The following is an 18,820-nucleotide window of genomic DNA, read 5'->3' as shown; positions in this document are numbered from 1 at the left end:
AATATCAATTTCATGCTAAACATTGTTCTTGTAGAACCTGAAATACCTAATAACACAGGAAATATCGGAAGATTATGTGTAGGAACAGAAAGTCGTTTACACCTTATTCACCCTTTTGGATTTGTAATAAATGATAAAAATCTAAAGCGTTCGGGGTTGGATTATTGGGTTCATTTGGATGTGACAGAATATACCAACGTAGACGAATGGATACAAACTATTCCTGATCTTTCTCGCGTTTTTCTGATGAGTTCTCATGCCGAGAAATCTTATCTGGAAACAGAATTTAAAGATGGAGACTGGCTGGTTTTCGGGAAAGAGAGTGTTGGTTTAAGCAAAGAAGTTTTAGCTCGTTTTGAAAATCATTTGACCATTCCGATGTCTAAATTGATCAGAAGTTTTAATATTGCTAATTCTGTTGCTTTTGTGGTGGGTGAAGCTAAAAGACAGATTGGTTTAAAAATTTAGTTTAAAAGAAATATTAATCGTTATGGTAAGGTTTTCCCTGTAAAATCTGATCAGCACGATACAATTGTTCAACGATAAATAACCGAATCATTTGGTGCGTAAATGTCATTTTAGATAATGACATTTTTTCGTTGGTTCTACTATAGATTTCATCAGAAAAACCATACGCTCCACCGATCAAAAGGTGAATTTTCTTTACCGATGAATTCATCCAGGTATCAATTTTCTGAGCAAATTCTCTGCTGGTAAATTGTTTTCCTTTTTCGTCGAGAATAATCACCAAATCATTCTTATCGATATGGTTCAGAAAAAGCTTGGCCTCTTCTTTTTTCAGAAGATCCGGAGTGAGATTCTTGGCATTTTTAACATCAGGAATTTCAATAATTTCAAAATTCCAGTGTTTGGGAAGACGTTTTAGATAGTAACTAATTAATGAAGTGATTTCCTTATCGTCTGTTTTACCAATACAAAGCAAATTAATCTGCATTTTCTGTCTTTAAATATTTACAGGGTCAAAGATATTCATAAATTAAAGAAAGTCATAATTTGAGCAACTTTTAGAGAATTTTAAGTTTAAAAAAATCATTACTTTTGTTAGAACACCCATCTCATGAAAGAAAAAATCCTTTCCTGTTTCTTGATCTGTTTTTCATTACTTTCCTATGCTCAGGAAATTGACGAAACTCAGGAGAAGAAATATGTAGAAGAGGATAAAAATAAAATTTCAGTCGTTACGGGATTAAGTTATATCCACAATATTTTTGGATTATTGTATCAGGATAAAGTTTTTCGGTTAAGACCTAATGACGCTTTTTATACCGAGTTTTTCTTGCGCTATCGATGGCTGGATGTGAGTTTTTCTTTTGCTCCGAAACTAACGAGAATCAATAATGATGATCCCGAAAAAGGAAAATCAAAGTATTTCAACGTAGGATTTACTTTTTTTCTTAGCCCAAAACTCAGGCAATATGTTTATTTTAGTGAAGTGAAAGGATTGTATTTTCAGGATACCAAAGAATTTATGCGCCTGATTTACGACGAAGATTATAATGAAGAAGGTTATTTACAGTTTCCTGATGCGAAATATAAGTCTTTTAAAGGCGAAACAAGTTATCTGTGGCTGGGAAATAAAACTGACTACAGAAGTTTCAACAATATGACGTATAAGCCGCTGAAAGATGTTTTTATTGTAAGTACAGGATTGTTTTATCAGTATAATATTCTCAGTGATCTTAATAAGACAATCTATCAGGGCGAAATTTTTAGTGAAAGTGCAGATGATTCGCCTTCAAAGGATTTTAGAATTGCTCTAAGATCGGGTGGAGGTGTGCAGAAAAAAATTGGAGGCAATTGGTATACTATCGTAGAAGCTTATCCAGAATTGTATTATTCAAAATTAATAGGAGAAGACTTTCATGAGTTTAATGTGGGATTGTATTCCAATGCAAGAATGGGATATGATAACGGAAAATGGTTTTTCGGTGGGGGATTTCAGCTGAACTGGATCAACAGTTCTAATGAGAATTTTTATTCAACAACACAGTGGTTGTTTCGGGTGGGAGTTGGTTTCCGGTTTAATTCACCTACATTTGTAAACAGAAACTTTGATAGAATAGATCATATTTTAAAGTAACTTATGGGTATAAAACTTCCTAGATTTATCTTGAAAATTCAAGAGTTTTTTGATGACATTCATATTCCTGTTTTAGGAATATCGCTTTGGCAGATGTTTCAAATCTATATTTCAGGTATTTTCAAAGGGAAAATAGGAAGAAAAGCAGCGGCAATTTCCTGGAGCTTTACCATAAGTTTATTTCCGTTTATTCTTTTCTTATTGTCCGTTTTACCTTATATGCCGCATTATGACAAGCTTCAATTCTATATTTTTGAGGTTTTGATGCACAATGTATTTCCCTCAAATATGGAAGGTGATGTAAGAGGCTATATAGAAACAAATATTATTCCTAATATGAAGGGAATCAGTAATCTGACGATTGTTTTAGCATTGGTATTTGCGACGAATGGTACGTTTTCCTTAATCAATGGTTTTAATGAAAATTCTGAAGAAAAGCTGACGGATGTGAAAGAATTTATACTTTCTTTTTTCATTACCATCGGGTTTATTTTAATTGTATTTCTGGCACTTTTTGGAGTGTATTATGTAGAAGTTGTCATGAAACTGTTTACCCCGTCTTATGATATTTCATGGCTGGTGAATAACCTTTCTAAAATCATCGGATTTGTTTCTTTTCCTGTGTTTTACTTTATCCTTTTGGCCTTGTTTTATTGGTTGGGTACCGTGAAGATTACAAGATTCAGACAGGCAGTTCCGGGAGCAATCTTAACAACGGTTTTGTTTGTTCTTACCACTTATATTTTTGCCATTTATGTAAAAGATATCGCAAGATACAACGTGTTATATGGCTCTATCGGAAGTATGATCCTTCTGATGGTTTGGGTAAATGTAAATGTATATCTTCTTCTTTTCGGAAACGAACTGAATATGGCGATCAGAAAGCTCAGAATTGAAAAACTACTTTCAGATGAACTTCAGAAGGAAGCTTTAAGTTATCACACGGGAACTAAGGAACCTAACTTGGAAAGCGATGAAGAACATACCAGAAAATTAAATCAGCAAAGCGATTTTAAAGCATAATCCTGATGTAAAAAGCCTTATTAAACTAATGGTGTAATTTAATAAGGCTTTGTTTTTGTAAATATTGAGTTTTACTCTCCTGAATATTTCTTAGAACTTATTTTCAAGATGATAAAGCCTAAAAATGCTGATAAAAAAGAAGCGACCAGTATGGCAAACTTGGCTTCATCCTGAATCTGTATTTCCGTTTTAAAAGAAAGCAGGGAGATAAAAATAGACATGGTAAAACCGATTCCTGCCAAACATCCGACTCCTATCATTTGTCTCCATGAACTATTCTGTGGTAAAGAGCTTACTTTTAATTTTATAGCTAAAAAAGAGAACAGATTGATTCCTATCAATTTACCTAAAACCAATCCGCAGATAATTCCTAGTCCTAACGTACTGGTAAGTCCACCAACCATTCCATTAGTAAATGTGATATTCGTATTGGCAAGAGCAAATACAGGCATGATTAAAAAGCTTACCGGAAATTGTAGTTGATGTTCCAGTTTTTCTAATGGAGATATTTCTGTATTTGATTCATTGGTAGGGATGGAGAACGCCAGTAAAACTCCTGCAATCGTCGCATGAATTCCGGAATGATGAAGGAAATACCAGAGAAATAACCCCAGAATAATATAAAAAATAAGTTTGGTGACTTTAAAAAAGTTTAACAGGAATAATAAGATTGTTACTCCTAAAGAAAGGAATAAATAAACCCAGTGGATTTGGTCGGTATAGAAGATGGCAATTACCAAAATAGCTCCCAAATCATCTACAATCGCCAATGCAGCTAGGAAAATCTTAATTGAATTGGGGATCCTGCTTCCAAGCATTGAAATAATAGCCAATGAGAAAGCGATATCTGTTGCCATAGGAATTCCCCAACCATTTTCGTAAGGCGTTCCATAATTGAAAATTGTGAAAATAACGGCAGGAACGAGCATTCCGCCAACAGCAGCAAAAATAGGAAGAGAAGCATTTTTAAAAGAAGAAAGTTCCCCTTCAATAATTTCTCTTTTAATCTCAAGACCTACTAATAGGAAAAAGATAGCCATTAAACCATCATTAATCCAGATACTTATAGGATATTCTAAATGAAAAAGAGAAGTTCCTACTGTTGTGTCTAACAGTTTCTGAAAACTTTCGCCGGCAGATGAGTTGGCAATCAATAAGGAAACTATGACACATAAAATGAGCATAATTCCCGAAAACTGACTACTGTTGAAGAATTTTTTAAAATATAAAGTTAATTTCATTCCAATTATATTCTTCTTATCCTTGAAACTCCGTTGATACCTTTCAGTTTTTTGAAGGTTTCTTCTAGCTGGTTTCTATTCTTCACTTCAAGATTTATAGTACCGTTGAAAACACCATTGTTAGATTCAATAGACATACTCTTCATATCCATTCCCATTGCGCCGCTTATTACGGTTGTTATATCATTGATCATTCCCATTCTGTCCAGACCTTCAATTTCAATTTTTATTCTGTTTTTAAAGCTCTCTTCATTTACCCATTTTGCAGGAATTACCCTATAATCGTACTGTGCACGTAGATTGATAGCATTAGGACAATTGTCACTGTGTACTTTAATTCCGTCAGAAATAGTAATAAATCCAAAAATTTTGTCTCCCGGAATTACGGTACAGCATTTTGCATAGCTGTAATTAAGTTTTTCCTCATCTTTCCCGAAGACAATCATATCCAGATTCTGCTCTTTAGGCTCTTCGTAGTGTACATTCTTTGAAGGCGACTTTCTGAATCTGGAAAGTAAGTTGTTGAAAACGTTTTTACTTTCGATATATTTTCTTAAACTGCTTGCATCCAGTTCGTTATTTTGGAATTTAAGAAATAGCTCCTGCGAACTTTTAAGATTGAAGAATTTTTGCAGTTTATTGATTTCCTCATCATTAAAGTTAATTTTTGCGTGGCGCAGTTTTCTCTGAAGAATTTCTTTTCCTTCTTCTACAATCTGATTTTTTTGTGAATTTAAATAGCTTTTAATCTTAGATTTAGCTTTAGAAGTAACAACAAATTCAAGCCAATCTGATTTTGGTTTTTGATTCTGTGAAGATAAAATATCTACCTGATCTCCGTTTTGAAGGGTATAGGAAATAGGAACAAGCTTTCCGTTGATTTTTGCACCTAAACATTTCATTCCTAAATCTGAATGCACAGCAAAAGCAAAATCTAAAGCGGTAGCATTGGTCGGTAAAATTTTAATTTCCCCTTTGGGCGTAAATACAAAAACCTCTTTTGAATATAAATTAAGTTTAATATTATCCAAAAGTTCTGATGTAGAAAGGTTTTGCTGTTGTTCCAGTACTTCACGAATCTCTGTTACCCAATTTTCAAAATTTCGGTCTTCCGAACTTTGTTTATAGCCTTCTTTGTATTTGTAATGTGCAGCAACTCCTTTTTCTGCAATTTCATCCATTCTTTCGGAACGGATTTGCACTTCGATCCATTTTTTATCAGGACCAAGAACCGTTAAATGTAAACTCTCGTATCCTGTAGAACGCGGTTGTGTAATCCAGTCACGCATTCTGGAAGGGTTACTGTGATAAACATCCGTTACAATTGAATATATTTTCCAAGCAAGAAATTTTTCATTCTTAGCATCTGATTTATAGATGATTCTGATCGCGTAGTTGTCAAAGACCTCTTCAAAAGAAACCCCTTGTTTCAGCATCTTTCTGTAAATAGAAGAAATAGCTTTTGCACGACCTTTAATTTTAAAGTTTAATCCTTCTTCATGTAGCTTTTTAGAAACTTCTTTTGTAAACTCCTCAATATATCTTTCACGGTTTTCCTTAGCTAATTCTAATTTCTCCGAAATTTCATTATAAACATCAGGATTGTTATATTTTAAAGATAGATCTTCAAGCTCAGATTTGATATTATAGAGCCCTAAACGGTGCGCCATCGGAGCATAGATATAAACGGTTTCAGAAGCAATTTTCTTCTGCTTATCCGGAGCCATGCTTTCCAAGGTTCGCATATTGTGAAGACGGTCTGCAATCTTAATCAGAATAACTCTGAAATCTTCTGAAAGGGTAAGAAGCAGCTTTCTGTAATTTTCAGATTGTACGGAGATATTTTGATGGTTCATAATGGATATTTTCGTCAATCCATTTACGATATCCGCAATTTTTTTTCCGAATATTTTCTTTAAATCTTCGTATGTATAATCTGAATCTTCAATCACGTCGTGTAGAAGCGCACAGGCAATAGAAGTAGCTCCCAAACCAATTTCGGTAGCAACAATCTTTGCTACGGCAATAGGGTGGTAAATATAAGGTTCTCCGGTTTTTCTTCTTTGTTCTTTATGAGCATCTAGCGCAATATCAAATGCCTTTCGGATGAGCTTATTGTTTTCCTCATCCAAAGTTCTGTATGTATTGGAAATTAAATCTTTATATCTTGCAAGAATTTCTTTATTTTCTTGCTCTAAGTCGTAGCTCATGTGAATACCTATGTTTAGACGAATATACGAAAAAATAAGCATTTTTCCAATAAGAAAATCCGTAGATGACTCTACGGATCTTTGGCTATTAGAATTTTATCTTTATTAGAATTTTACTTCAGAATCCATCCCTGTACTTGATGCTTTTATTCTTACTTCCGGGCAGTTGTGAATTTCAGCCTTATTTCTGGCATCAATATATCCTTTGAGATGGGCGTAATCAGCTTGTTCAATACTCATATTTTCAAATAAATATGTTTTATGAACCGTGTGCTTGGTGAAAATATCTTTCGCAATATTGGCTTGGTGATTATCTTGAACAGCTACACTGACCAGATATTGGGAATGGTGCAGTGAATCATTAAGATATACAATATAATCAGAACTTGTGAAACCAGAATTTTCTAAATCTGCTTCGAGCTTTTTGTAATCGCTGTGATGTTCAAATAATCCAGCTAATATATTTGACATAAGCAATAGTTTTTAAATTTGTACCTTAAAGATAATACTATTTTGAATACGAATTAAATTATTTTTAATAAAATTTAATATTTTATAATTTTATCTATTGTTTTTGATTTAATATTTGTATATTTCTATTGAACGTGTGTTTAATTTTAAGTATTTGTAAATGAAAAAACGGGCGTTTAAGCCCGTTCTCCTGATTTCTCAGTTCATATAGTTTAATTAATTCGCTCGTTTTTAATTTCTTCAACAATCTCAGGATTTAATAGAGTCGTAATGTCTCCAAAGTTACTGAAATCTCCTTCTGCAATTTTTCTCAGAATTCTACGCATGATTTTTCCGGAACGCGTTTTCGGAAGCCCTGAAACAAACTGAATTTTATCCAGTTTAGCAATTGGTCCTATTTGATCAGAAATCAATTGATTGATCTCTTTTACAAGATTCTCCTGCTTTCTGTCCGCTCCTGAATCTTTTAAAATAACAAAGCCATACAATGCACTTCCTTTGATATCGTGAGGAAACCCTACAATCGCAGATTCCGCTACAGCAGGATGTTCATTGATGCTGTCTTCAATTGGAGCGGTTCCTAAATTGTGCCCAGAAACGATAATCACGTCATCCACACGACCTGTAATTCTGTAATAGCCAACTTCGTCTCTCAAAGCACCATCACCTGTAAAATATTTTCCAGGGAAAGCAGAGAAATAGGTTTCTTTATAACGTTGATGATCTCCCCAGATTGTTCTTGCAATTCCCGGCCACGGAAAACGGATGCAAAGATTTCCTGTTACTTGATTTCCCGAGATTTCATTACGTTTATCATCCATCAGAACGGGTTGAATTCCCGGTAAAGGTAGCGTTGCATAAGTCGGTTTTGTAGGGGTAACAAATGGAAGCGGTGAGATCATGATTCCTCCCGTTTCAGTTTGCCACCAAGTATCAACAACCGGGCATTTTTTCTTTCCGACATGATCATTAAACCAATGCCAAGCTTCATCATTAATAGGCTCACCGACAGAACCGATTACTTTTAAGGTGCTTAAATCATGCTTGTCCACCCATTCTGTACTTTCTTTTGCTAATGAACGAATTGCAGTAGGAGCGGTGTAGAATTGGGTTACTTTGTGTTTTTCAATAACTTCCCAGAATCTGTCCGGTTCAGGGTAAGTCGGTACACCTTCGAAGATTACGGTGGTTGCCCCATTTAAAAGTGGTCCATACAAAATGTATGAGTGTCCTGTAATCCAGCCGATATCGGCTGTACACCAATAAATATCGTTTTCTTTATAGTTGAATACATTTTTGAAAGTATAAGCGGTATAAACCATGTATCCTGCGCACGTATGAAGCATTCCTTTTGGTTTTCCTGTAGAACCGGAAGTATACAGAATGAAAAGTGGATCTTCTGCATCCATAATGATGGTAACGAAATCAGCGGATGCTTTTTCATACAGATCAGCTAGCCAGAAATCTCTATGTTCCTTCATTTTAATTGGATTGTTGGTTCTTTTTACCACCAAAACATTTTCCACGGTTGGTGTTTTTTCCAACGCTTCATCTACGATGCTTTTTAAGTCTAACACTTTGCTTCCCCTGTAGCTTCCGTCTGATGTAATCACCATTTTTGCTCCACAGTCATTGACTCTTGAAGAGACGGCAGATGCGGAAAATCCCGCAAAAATTACGGAATGAACAGCGCCCAGTTTAGCACAAGCCAACATGGTAATCGCCAACTCAGGAATCATCGGAAGGTAGATGCAGACTCTGTCGCCTTTTTCGATGCCCATTTCTTTTAAAACATTGGCCGTTTTGTTAACTCTTGTATATAATTCGTTGTAAGAAATATGCTGTGCTTCTTCTTTCGGATCGTTGGGCTCCCAAATAATAGCTGTTTTTTCGCCTCTTACGGAAAGATGTCTGTCTAAACAGTTTTTGGTGATATTTAGTTTTGCGTTTTTAAACCAGGTGATTTTCGCTTCATTCATATCATACTTTACAACCTTGCTCCATCTCTGATACCACACAAAATTTTGGTCGGCTATCTTGTCCCAGAATTTCTTAGGATTTTTGATAGAGTTTTTATACTCTTCAAAATAGTGTGGTAAATCTTCTATTAGGTAATTTCTCATATCTCTTTCGTTTTTGAAATTTGAATTTTATTTAGATTAAATTTATGTTTAATTTCTTGTTCCGGCTCTATATTCTGTAATTTTTTCCTGAATTTCTTCAATGATTTTTTCGTCATCAATTGTCGATGGAATCTGGAATTCTTTTCCGTCTAATAAGGTTCGGACCAGTTTTCTTAAAATCTTTCCCGAACGTGTTTTTGGTAAACGTTTTACAACCATTACATTTTTAAGACAGGCAACAGCTCCGATTTTTTCACGGACAGTTTTTACAATGTCTTTTTCTACTTCTTCTTCCGAAATTGTGGAGCCATTTTTTAAAACAACCGTAGCGAAAGGAATTTGTCCTTTCAGTTCATCATCAATTCCGACAACGGCGCATTCTGCTACATCGGGATGAGACGAAACAATTTCCTCCATTTCAGAAGTGGAAAGTCGATGTCCTGCAACATTTATGACATCATCGACTCTTCCTGTAATGAAAATATAACCGTCTTCATCTTTTATCGCTCCGTCTCCTGAAAAATAATATCCGTTGTATTGTGATAAATAACTATTTTGAAAACGCTCATTATCATTCCAGATTCCTAATAAGGCTCCCGGAGGAAGTGGAAGTTTGATGATTAAGTATCCTTCTTGGTGTGCATCGAGTTCATATCCGTTCTCATCGAAGATTTTTATATCGTAACCCGGAATTGGTTTTCCGGCAGCGGCTCTTTTTATTTTGTAATTTTCATCATAGGTCATTAAACCTAGCATTGGCCAGCCTGATTCAGTTTGCCACCAGTGATCGATTGCAGGAACTCCGATATGTTCTGCAAACCAGTCTAAAGTCGCAACATCACATCTTTCCCCGGCTAAAAACTGTTTTTTAAAATGGTTTAAATCGTATTTTTTTACCAATTCTCCGTTCGGATCTTCCTTTTTAATTGCACGAATGGCTGTTGGAGCAGTGAACATTACTGAAACTTTATATTCTGAAATAATTCTCCAAAATGTTCCTGCATCGGGAGTCATAATGGGTTTTCCTTCGAAAATGATAGTTGTATTTCTATTGATTAAAGGTCCGTACACTGAAAAACTATGACCAACTGCCCAGCCAAAATCGGATGCTGCCCAATAGGTTTCTCCCGGTTCAACGCCGTAAATGTATTTCATGGAAAATTTTAACGCTGTTGCATATCCACCTGTATCACGGGTAATTCCCTTTGGCTTTCCTGTTGTTCCGGATGTGTATAATAAATAGAGTGGGTGAGTAGATTCAACGGAAACACAGTCTGCAGGTTCTGATTGTTGAACTAATTCTTCATAATCGATCAGTCCTTCAAACATTTCGTGTTGATTGTTTACTAGTTTTCTGTTGTAAACAATGATGTTGTCAACTTTATCCTGAGCTAATTCAATTGCTTTTTCTACCAAAGGTAAATAGGGTATTCTCTTTGCGATTTCTACTCCTGCGGTTGCTGTTATCAACGCTTTAGGTTTACAATCGTCGATTCTCACTACTAATTCATGGGGTGCAAAACCTCCGAAAACCACATTGTGAATCACTCCGATTCTCGCACAAGCTAACATGGCGAAAAGCGTTTGCGGAATCATTGGCATATAAATAACAGCGGTGTCTCCTTTTTTTAGGCCTAAAGAAACCAATCCTCCTGCTAATTTTGAAACTTCTTCTTTTGCCTGATTAAATGTATAGGTTTTTTTCTGTTGGGTTACAGGTGAGTCATAAACAATGGCAACCTGCTCTCCAAAACCGTCTTCAATATGTTTGTCAATACACAGATAAGACATATTCAATTTTCCGTCGGAAAACCATTGAGTATAATTTTTCTCATCTTCAGAAAGTATCTGCGTAGGAAATTCAAACCAGCTGATTTCCTGAGCCTGTTCTTTCCAGAAATTCTCTTTGTCTTCTATACTTCTTGTGAATAGACTATCTGTATTCATATGAATTTTTTGTTTTTTAGGGAGTTGTTGGCTCTTTGGTTTTGTCATTGCGAGGAGCGAAGCGACGAAGCAATCTCTTAATACTCTTAATTCCTTAATTAAAACTTTAATGGTTTAAAACATTTCCTCAATCTGCTGCATCAGTTTTTTTATAGAATAAGGTTTCGTTACATATGCATCAGCTCCCATTTCCAATCCTCTTTCAATATCTTTCGGGTTGTTTTTCGCACTCAGGAAAATAACTTTTGTATCTTTTAATTTTTCGTCTTGTTTGATGAGTTCCAATGTGCTGTACCCATCTAAGTTTGGCATCATAATATCCAGTAAAATCACATCCGGAACCATTGTTTTTAAGAATTCCAGAACTTCTGTACCGTCTCTTGCAATGAAAACATCATAACCGTTTTTTTTGAAACTGTATTCCAGCGACATTAATATTTTGTGCTCATCATCTGCAATAATTATCTTTTTCATGGGGTGTGTTTGTGTTGTTCAACTTCATTTTTATTCTCTTTTATTTTTTCAGGGAGGGTGATGGTAAAAGTCACACCCAACCCACTGTTTTCTGCTTTTATGGAGCCTCCTTGAGCCTGAACTATTTTTTTAGAAATGGCGAGTCCAAGTCCGCTTCCTGTAGGTTTTAAAATATTTTGATTTTTCGACTGATAAAATTTATCAAAAATCATTTCCAGATCTTCTTCAGGAATATGTTTTCCTGTGTTGAAAATTTTAATAACTAATTGATTTTCTTTTTCAGATAATTTCGTTTGAATGGTTCCCTGTTCATCGGTAAACTTTAAGGCATTTCCTAAAATGTTCTGAAATAGCTGAATCATTCTTGCTTCATCATATCTGAATAAAAACTGGTTTAAGAGATTAACTTCACTCAAATGGATATTTTTCTGCTGAATCAAATGCAGAAGAGGGTTTAAAGCCTTTTTATAGGTTTCGATGATATTGTTTTCCTGAATATGTAAAACAATTTCTCCGTGTTGAAGTTTGTCTAAATAAAGAATGTCATTAATGATTTCGCTTAGTCTGTCAGATTCTGTGATGATATTATTTAAAAATTCTCTTTTGATATCTAAAGGGATATCATCGTCATCTGCTAAAATTTCTCCGGCAGAACGGATAGCGGTAATCGGAGTTCTCAATTCATGAGCAACGGAATCAAGGAAATCGTCTTTTTGATGGTCTTTGATGATTAAACTTTCATTGGCTTTTCTTAAATCATCAGATAGCTTTTGAAGTTCTTCAGATTGTTCGGTTAGCTTTTTATTGAGTGTAATATTCTCTTTGGACTCCTCTAAAATATTTAAGACCTCCTTTAAAGATATTTTATCTTCTTTCGTTACGCCTTCAATCAAAATTTTGGCAGAAGCAGTTCCGATTCTTCCGGCTAAAAGGTTTTCTGAAAACTTGATAAATCTTGAATCTGCAGTTTCTGCTTGGGAATCAATATTGTATTTTAAATTGAAAATTCTTAACGCTTGCTCTGTCTTATTTTTACCTAAAAATCTTTCAAGAATATTTTTAATATCTGAAACATAGGCTGTTCCGCGCCAAATGAAAGCGTTTTCGTGGTTTTGAATGTATTTGTCAATATCTACATACAGTTCGGCAAAATTTCTTTCCCGGTAATTTCCTTTGATACTTACAGAAATAATACTGAATAAACCTGTGTTTACCAATAACGACCAAAAGAAGATCTGAGGAATTTTACCTAAATAGGGAATCGTGAAAAAATCGAAAGCATTATAAATATCTCTCAAAGCTCCTTTGAATTCCTGATTGTAAGAAAAATAATATTGAGGAATGATTAAACCAAAATAACAAATTGCTAATCCTGCTAATAATCCGACAACGGCACCTTTATAACTTCCTCTTCTCCAGAAAATAGCTCCAAAAAATGCGGGTGCTAATTGTGCAATCACAACAAATGAGATCAGACCAACCGAATCTAATGATGTTTTTAAAATGAAATATTTATAAAAGGCAAACGCCATGATGATCAATGCGAAAATGCTGAATTTCCTGATGTTGGTAATATTTCGTGTGTTCTGAACTTCGTTTTCAGATTTAAATTTTCCCAACAAACCATACGGAATGATCAGGTTGTTGGAAAGCATGATGGATAAAGTGATGGCAGAAATAATAATCATCGAAATACAAGAGCTTAATCCACCTAAAAACACAAAAACAGTAATCCATGTATTGCCAAAATGCTGAGGAATTAAAATAGAGTAGAATTCCGGATTTACTTTTTCTCCGTCAAAAATCAATCTTCCTCCCCATGCAATCGGGAAGATGAAAATGGTAAAAATCAATAAATAAAGAGGAAAGAACCAAATAGCAGTTTTAATATGTTTTTCCTGTCTGTTTTCAACAATTGCGGTATGAAACTGTCTTGGCAAAATACAAATTGCCGTTCCGGAAATCATACATAAAACCATCCAATTCAAAGCGCCTTCAATTCCGTTGAAGGTATTTTTTTCTTTAAAATCTTCAAACTGACTGGCTTTTTGATAAATGTCTGAAAATCCGTCAAAAACAAAATAAATGACGAAAAATCCTAAAATGATAATAAAGAAAAGCTTTAAAAAACTTTCTAAAGCGATCGCAGAAATAATTCCTAGACGTTTTTCAGAAGCATCAACATATTTTGTTCCATAATAGGAAGAGAATAAGGCAATTAAAACCACAACGAAAGTTGCATTATCTGTCAGAATATTATTCGACATTGGTGTTTCCGTTACCAAGTGAAAAGTTTCGGAAATTGCTTTTATCTGTAAACCGATGTAAGGAACAATGGCTAAAAGGCAGACAATTGTAATAATTGCACTAAAACTTCTGCTGTTACCGTATCGTAATGAAATAAAATCCGCCAAACTACTGATTTTATTGACTCTTGAAATTCGTACAATTCTGGTATTAATGTAAATCCATGCAGGAATTACCACGATGGGACCAATGTAAATCGGAAGATAATTAAGTCCGCTTGTTGCGGCAACTCCTATGCTTCCGTAATACGTCCAGGCTGTGCAGTACACCGCCAGAGAAAGCGCGTAGATGTAGGGATTGTTGATCCAAAGCTTACTCTTTTTCTTCTCCGCCAAATGAGCGACTAAGAATAAAAGTGCCAGATAAAACATAACCACGGTAAATAACGCGAAACTACTCATCATATTTTTTTACGATTACAAAAGAAATGATGATGGAAACCATCCAGATCACGAAAATATAAATCAGAATCATCGGATACCCGAAAACTTCTTTGTCGCTGTTGAACAACAAAGAGATAGGAATACTGAATGCGATCAGAAGTCCGAGGCTTAAAATGATTAGCTTTTGTTCGTGTCTCTTTTTCATACATGATCATTGATAAAAGATAATTGATGAATAAATGCTGGATCATTCATCAATTATCATTCATCGTTTATAGATTAAACTTTATCGTCAGAATATTCTCCGGTTAAAGCATAATAGCCGAAAATGGCTAATCCGCCTGAGATAATTGGCATCAGAACAAACAAAATAATGATTCCGAAAACCAAGTCTTCCTGTTTTCCTGAGGTGATTTTTGGAATTCCCAATACCGTAATTCCGAAATATCCTACCACCAATGCGATGGCTATCCAAAGTATGCCTAATATTTTTTTTAGTCCGTTCATTTTAGTTGTTTTAAAATTAATAAAAATTTGAGTGATTCAGTGGTTAATCGTGAATATTATTGTTCTTAGTCTTAAGATAAAATAATCCGATCACTAAGCAGACGGTAGCAACTCCAATCGGATACCAAAGTCCTTCCAGATACCAGGTTGCGTGCCCTGCCTCTTTTCCTGTGGTTACTAAATAGGTTGCAACAGCAGGAAGTAATCCTCCAAATACTCCGTTTCCGATGTGATAAGGTAAAGACATCGATGTGTAACGGATTCTTACCGGGAACATTTCCACTAAAAATGCTGCAATAGGACCATAAACCATTGTTACAAAAATCACCTGAATGAATACTAAAAATATCAAATACCATTTTGTATTATCAGCAAGTGTAATGCTTTGAGAAACTTTTGGCTCTTCCGCTTTTCCGTCTTTCATAACGGGACCGTTCGGTGACCAATGAGTTACACTGTCTTTTTTTATTAAAGTTCCGTCTGTGTAAAGTATTTCTTTATGGAAAGTTACTAAGCTGTCGGTGGTGATTTTATCATGGATTTTTGCTGTTCTTTTTTCTATAATTCCGTTAACGGCGACTGTTTTACTTTCAAGATTTACGCTTTTGAACATCGAGTCATAAATCGGTCTGTACGCTAAAATAGCAACAAGCATCCCTGTTAACATCACTGCTTTTCGTCCTATTTTATCAGAAAGCCATCCGAAAAATACGAAGAAAGGAGTTCCTAAAAATAAAGCGGTTGCCATTAATGAATCAACCTGTGCAGATTCCACATTCATTACTTTTTGAAGGAAGCTCATGGCGTAGAATTGTCCGGTGTACCAGATCACCCCTTGTCCCATTGCAGCTCCGAATAATGCCAATAAAACAAATTTGAAGTTGAATTTATTCCCGAAACTTTCTTTTAACGGATTTTTAGAAGTTTTCCCCTCGCTTTTAGCCTTGGCGAAAAGCGGTGATTCCTTCATGTTTCTTCGGATGATGTAAGAAACTCCCACCATTAAAATAGAAATCCAGAACGGAACTCTCCAACCCCAACCGTCAAATTCTTCCGCAGAAAGAGAGGTTTTCGTTACCAGGATTACAATTAATGAAATGAAAAGTCCTGCTGTTGCTGTTGTTTGGATCCATGAAGTCCAGTAACCTCTTCTTCCGGGTTGTGCGTATTCTGCGACATACGTTGCAGCTCCTCCGTATTCCCCTCCTAAAGCCAATCCTTGTAATAATCTTAAAATTAAAACTAAAACAGGCGCCATAAATCCGATGGTTTCATAACTTGGGATACATCCAATCAGGAATGTTGAGAACCCCATAATTAACAAAGTAACCAAAAAGGTATATTTTCTTCCGATAATATCTCCCAATCTTCCGAAGAATAATGCACCGAAAGGTCTTACCACAAATCCTGCTGCAAAAGTGGCAAGCGTAGATAAAAATGCTGCAGTCGGGTTGTCTGCCGGGAAAAATTTTGTGGCTAAAACTACGGCTAAACTTCCGAAAATATAGAAGTCATACCATTCTATCAATGTGCCGAGTGATGATGCAGTGATCACGCTCCATATCGTGCGGTTTTTCTGCTTGTCGGTCATGTTTTCGTAGGTATCGTGATGATTTTCGCTCATATTGCTTAAATTTTGATGTTAGTTAAATTGATATTGAGTTTTTTTGATAATTTGTATTTAATTATTTTAACATTAAGAAGTTTAGAAACTTTGCTGTAAAAAAGATTCATTAAGGTATTTGAAAAAGTCAAAATAATAAGTATCACGCTTAAAAACATCTTTGATGTTTTTCTTAATTTATCTTAACCGCTTAGATAATCTTAATGTTTAATGTCTAATGTTTTTATAAGTAAATCTGGAATTGTATAATGAATTCTCCTTTAGATTTTGGACTTTCCGTAGGGCTTGTATAGGTTGGTCTTGTGGAATATTGGGTTGTGATTTTCGCGTGATGTCCATCTATGAACCAATTCGCACCGATATCAAACTGTGATGATGATTTATTAAACGCCTCGAAGCTTTTATGGGTAAATGCTGCAAAAGGCTGAATTCTGATTTTTGGTTTTTCGGTTTGATTAGGTAGTAGTAAACCAGCCTGTGCGTAGATAATATTACCTGTTCCAATAGTAGGTTGTAGATTTCCCGGTCCTGCAATCGCTTTGTCTCCGATAAAATTAGGATCTGTAGAAGCGATGTTCATAATGCCTAAATTTCGGATGTAATTTGGGCCAAATTGATAGTTGTAATATCCTGCGTATGCCGAAACTGCCATTTTATTTTTAGCATTTCCTAAAGGGATATCTGCAAAAGCATCTACTGCAACGAGTGAAATGTCATGTTTTTCAATAGCTGAATTTACAGAAGATCGTGTTCCATCTTTTTGATGATAAAAGCCTGCTCCTACATTAAAAACCTTTTTTGTACCTAAGTAAGAACCAACTTTAAAAGGTAAGGTATTAGATTCTTCATCCAAAAATTGATATTCAACATACCCTGCTTTTGAAAAATTAGGATTTCCATTATTATCAACAGCCACGGCTTTAGACGGATCGGTAACATTTGTTGGAACTATATCTGTTGCAAAAGGTTTATTTAAGCTAAAACGATATTCCAATTTTCCATATTTTCCTTTTGCGAACATTCCCAATTGTCTGGCGAACTGGTCGGAATTATCAATTAACGGCCAGGTGAAAATAGGAGAATCAACTGTAAGGAAATTTAAGGTAGAAGCCATGGTCATACGGGAAAGTCCCATGTAATAATGCAGTCCTGCTCCTAAACTCAAACTGAATTTTCCTGCTTCCCCAGGTAGAATAACTGCATATTCATTCCACGCATCATGAAAAAATAGTTGAGGTTTTTTCCCGTTTCCATAACCGCCTGTTCCTGAAGTTCCGGAACCACCACCGTTGATAAATGTTTGATTATTAATTCCAAAATGCCCCAAAATCATATATCTTTTGGAAATCTGAGCATACGCTAAAACACGCAATCGTCTGTTTCCTAAGCTCCAGGAATTATCGGTAGCTTCTCCGCCAACCATACTTCCGGGGTTCATTTGAGTATTTCTTAACCAAAATTGGTCCCACAAAATAAATCTGACGTATTTATCGCCTTGTTGGTTGAGGTTTACTTTTAAGCCACTTCCATAATCAGGCGAACCTTGAGAATATAAAGAATTGCTGATTAAAGCTAATCCAATAAAAGTGAGTAATTTCTTCATAAATTATCAATTTTTGGCGTTGTTTTTTGTGAAAGCCAAATTGTAATTAATAATTTGTTTGAAGAAATTTAATATATATTAATGGTAATACTATAGTTTTAAGTTTTAAGTGATGAATTATGAGTTATTAAAATGTTCATTTTTTTTTGAATTAGTATCATATATAATGTTTTGATTTTTAATTATATAATTATTTTTATCTGCGTACAAGAAAACTCATAACTTATAATTAATAACTTATAACTCTCAAGTTTATTTTTTAAATCTTTCCCATTTTATCAGCATATATTTATCCGCAAACTGAGTAATGATTAAACCTGAATTTTTAATATTTTCTTCCTTGCTCATGTATTCAAGCAATTCATTTTGTTTTAAAATTTTATACACCGGATGAAATTCCGAATGGGGAGGTCTGATGATATTATATTTCTTGATCCAAGAACTGATCGTAACATGAGAAACACCGATAATTCTTTCTATTTCTCGGAAGCTTAGACCTTCAAGATAGAGCTGTAATGCTTTCGTTACGTAGTAATCATCTATTTGTTTTCCGAGTTTTTTTACCGTGAAATAATAGTTACAGTCTTTGCAGTGGAAGCGTTGTTTTTCATTCACGATTCCACTTTTTACAACTTTCGTGCTGCTGCATTTTGGACATTGATTTTCCATAACTATATCTTTTTAGCAAATATATAATAATTTAGCAAAATGTTAATTTAGTGTAAAGATAAAATTACCTGTATATTAATTAAATTCAATAAAATTATCTTTTTTATTTTGATTTAAAAGAAATTTTATTTTAAATT

General features: G+C 34.7%; 15 protein-coding genes and 1 pseudogene. 3 read left to right on the top strand and 13 right to left on the bottom strand.

What is annotated here, in order from left to right; translation table 11 throughout:
• The first annotated feature begins 12 nt into the window (after nucleotides 1-12).
• Entirely contained in the window at nucleotides 13-468 is a 456-nt protein-coding gene (locus RM51_RS05055; RefSeq protein WP_039365774.1) for a tRNA (cytidine(34)-2'-O)-methyltransferase, read from the top strand.
• Nucleotides 469-481: 13 nt separating this feature from the next.
• Here the strand turns inward: RM51_RS05055 and RM51_RS05050 are convergent, their stop codons facing one another.
• Nucleotides 482-955, bottom strand: coding sequence for a 23S rRNA (pseudouridine(1915)-N(3))-methyltransferase RlmH (locus RM51_RS05050; RefSeq protein WP_039365772.1), 474 nt, complete (start codon nucleotides 953-955; stop codon nucleotides 482-484).
• Nucleotides 956-1,078: 123 nt separating this feature from the next.
• Here RM51_RS05050 and RM51_RS05045 point away from each other — a divergent pair, with 123 nt between their 5' ends.
• Together RM51_RS05045 and RM51_RS05040 are read left to right on the top strand one after the other, a co-directional pair.
• Nucleotides 1,079-2,101 (top strand): DUF4421 family protein, encoded by a 1,023-nt coding sequence (locus RM51_RS05045; RefSeq protein WP_039365771.1) that lies wholly within the window; start codon nucleotides 1,079-1,081, stop codon nucleotides 2,099-2,101.
• Nucleotides 2,102-2,104: 3 nt separating this feature from the next.
• The gene (locus RM51_RS05040; RefSeq protein ID WP_039365769.1) at nucleotides 2,105-3,124 is read left to right on the top strand and encodes a YihY/virulence factor BrkB family protein; all 1,020 of its coding nucleotides are present in this window, start codon (nucleotides 2,105-2,107) and stop codon (nucleotides 3,122-3,124) included.
• A gap of 71 nt (nucleotides 3,125-3,195) precedes the next feature.
• Here RM51_RS05040 and nhaA read toward each other — a convergent pair whose 3' ends face one another.
• The 12 genes and pseudogenes from nhaA to RM51_RS04980 form a co-directional block, all read right to left on the bottom strand.
• Nucleotides 3,196-4,365, bottom strand: a complete 1,170-nt coding sequence (gene nhaA, locus RM51_RS05035) for a Na+/H+ antiporter NhaA (protein WP_039365767.1) — start codon at nucleotides 4,363-4,365, stop codon at nucleotides 3,196-3,198.
• 5 nt (nucleotides 4,366-4,370) lie between these two features.
• Nucleotides 4,371-6,575: a RelA/SpoT family protein gene (locus RM51_RS05030; protein ID WP_039365765.1), complete on the bottom strand. Its 2,205-nt coding sequence runs from the start codon at nucleotides 6,573-6,575 to the stop codon at nucleotides 4,371-4,373.
• A gap of 105 nt (nucleotides 6,576-6,680) precedes the next feature.
• Nucleotides 6,681-7,046 carry a hypothetical protein gene (locus tag RM51_RS05025; RefSeq protein WP_039365764.1) on the bottom strand — a complete coding sequence of 122 codons (366 nt, stop codon included), beginning with the start codon at nucleotides 7,044-7,046 and terminating at the stop codon, nucleotides 6,681-6,683.
• Nucleotides 7,047-7,258: 212 nt separating this feature from the next.
• Nucleotides 7,259-9,175: pseudogene (gene acs / locus RM51_RS05020) on the bottom strand (acetate--CoA ligase); the annotation flags it as partial.
• Nucleotides 9,176-9,217: 42 nt separating this feature from the next.
• Nucleotides 9,218-11,116, bottom strand: a complete 1,899-nt coding sequence (locus RM51_RS05015; RefSeq protein WP_039366463.1) for an AMP-binding protein — start codon at nucleotides 11,114-11,116, stop codon at nucleotides 9,218-9,220.
• A gap of 114 nt (nucleotides 11,117-11,230) precedes the next feature.
• Complete coding sequence (locus RM51_RS05010; protein ID WP_039365759.1) at nucleotides 11,231-11,590, bottom strand: response regulator transcription factor; 360 nt, start codon at nucleotides 11,588-11,590, stop codon at nucleotides 11,231-11,233.
• Nucleotides 11,587-14,298 (bottom strand): ATP-binding protein, encoded by a 2,712-nt coding sequence (locus RM51_RS05005; protein WP_039365757.1) that lies wholly within the window; start codon nucleotides 14,296-14,298, stop codon nucleotides 11,587-11,589. Before RM51_RS05005 ends, RM51_RS05010 begins: the two co-directional genes overlap by 4 nt.
• Nucleotides 14,291-14,485, bottom strand: a complete 195-nt coding sequence (locus RM51_RS05000; RefSeq protein WP_039365756.1) for a hypothetical protein — start codon at nucleotides 14,483-14,485, stop codon at nucleotides 14,291-14,293. The genes RM51_RS05005 and RM51_RS05000 overlap by 8 nt, the downstream gene beginning before the upstream one ends.
• A 74-nt stretch (nucleotides 14,486-14,559) precedes the next feature.
• Nucleotides 14,560-14,787, bottom strand: coding sequence for a DUF6814 family protein (locus RM51_RS04995; protein WP_039365754.1), 228 nt, complete (start codon nucleotides 14,785-14,787; stop codon nucleotides 14,560-14,562).
• Nucleotides 14,788-14,830: 43 nt separating this feature from the next.
• Complete coding sequence (locus tag RM51_RS04990) at nucleotides 14,831-16,411, bottom strand: MFS transporter (protein ID WP_052248406.1); 1,581 nt, start codon at nucleotides 16,409-16,411, stop codon at nucleotides 14,831-14,833.
• A 223-nt stretch (nucleotides 16,412-16,634) separates the two neighbouring features.
• Nucleotides 16,635-18,014: a porin gene (locus RM51_RS04985; protein WP_039365752.1), complete on the bottom strand. Its 1,380-nt coding sequence runs from the start codon at nucleotides 18,012-18,014 to the stop codon at nucleotides 16,635-16,637.
• A 252-nt stretch (nucleotides 18,015-18,266) separates the two neighbouring features.
• Nucleotides 18,267-18,683: an IS1/IS1595 family N-terminal zinc-binding domain-containing protein gene (locus tag RM51_RS04980; RefSeq protein WP_039365749.1), complete on the bottom strand. Its 417-nt coding sequence runs from the start codon at nucleotides 18,681-18,683 to the stop codon at nucleotides 18,267-18,269.
• Nucleotides 18,684-18,820 lie beyond the last annotated feature (137 nt).

Source organism: Chryseobacterium taiwanense (assembly GCF_000813825.1).
GTDB lineage: Bacteria > Bacteroidota > Bacteroidia > Flavobacteriales > Weeksellaceae > Chryseobacterium > Chryseobacterium taiwanense.
The sequence above is the reverse complement of the archived record's forward strand: the minus strand, read 5'-3'. Positions and strand labels throughout refer to the sequence as shown.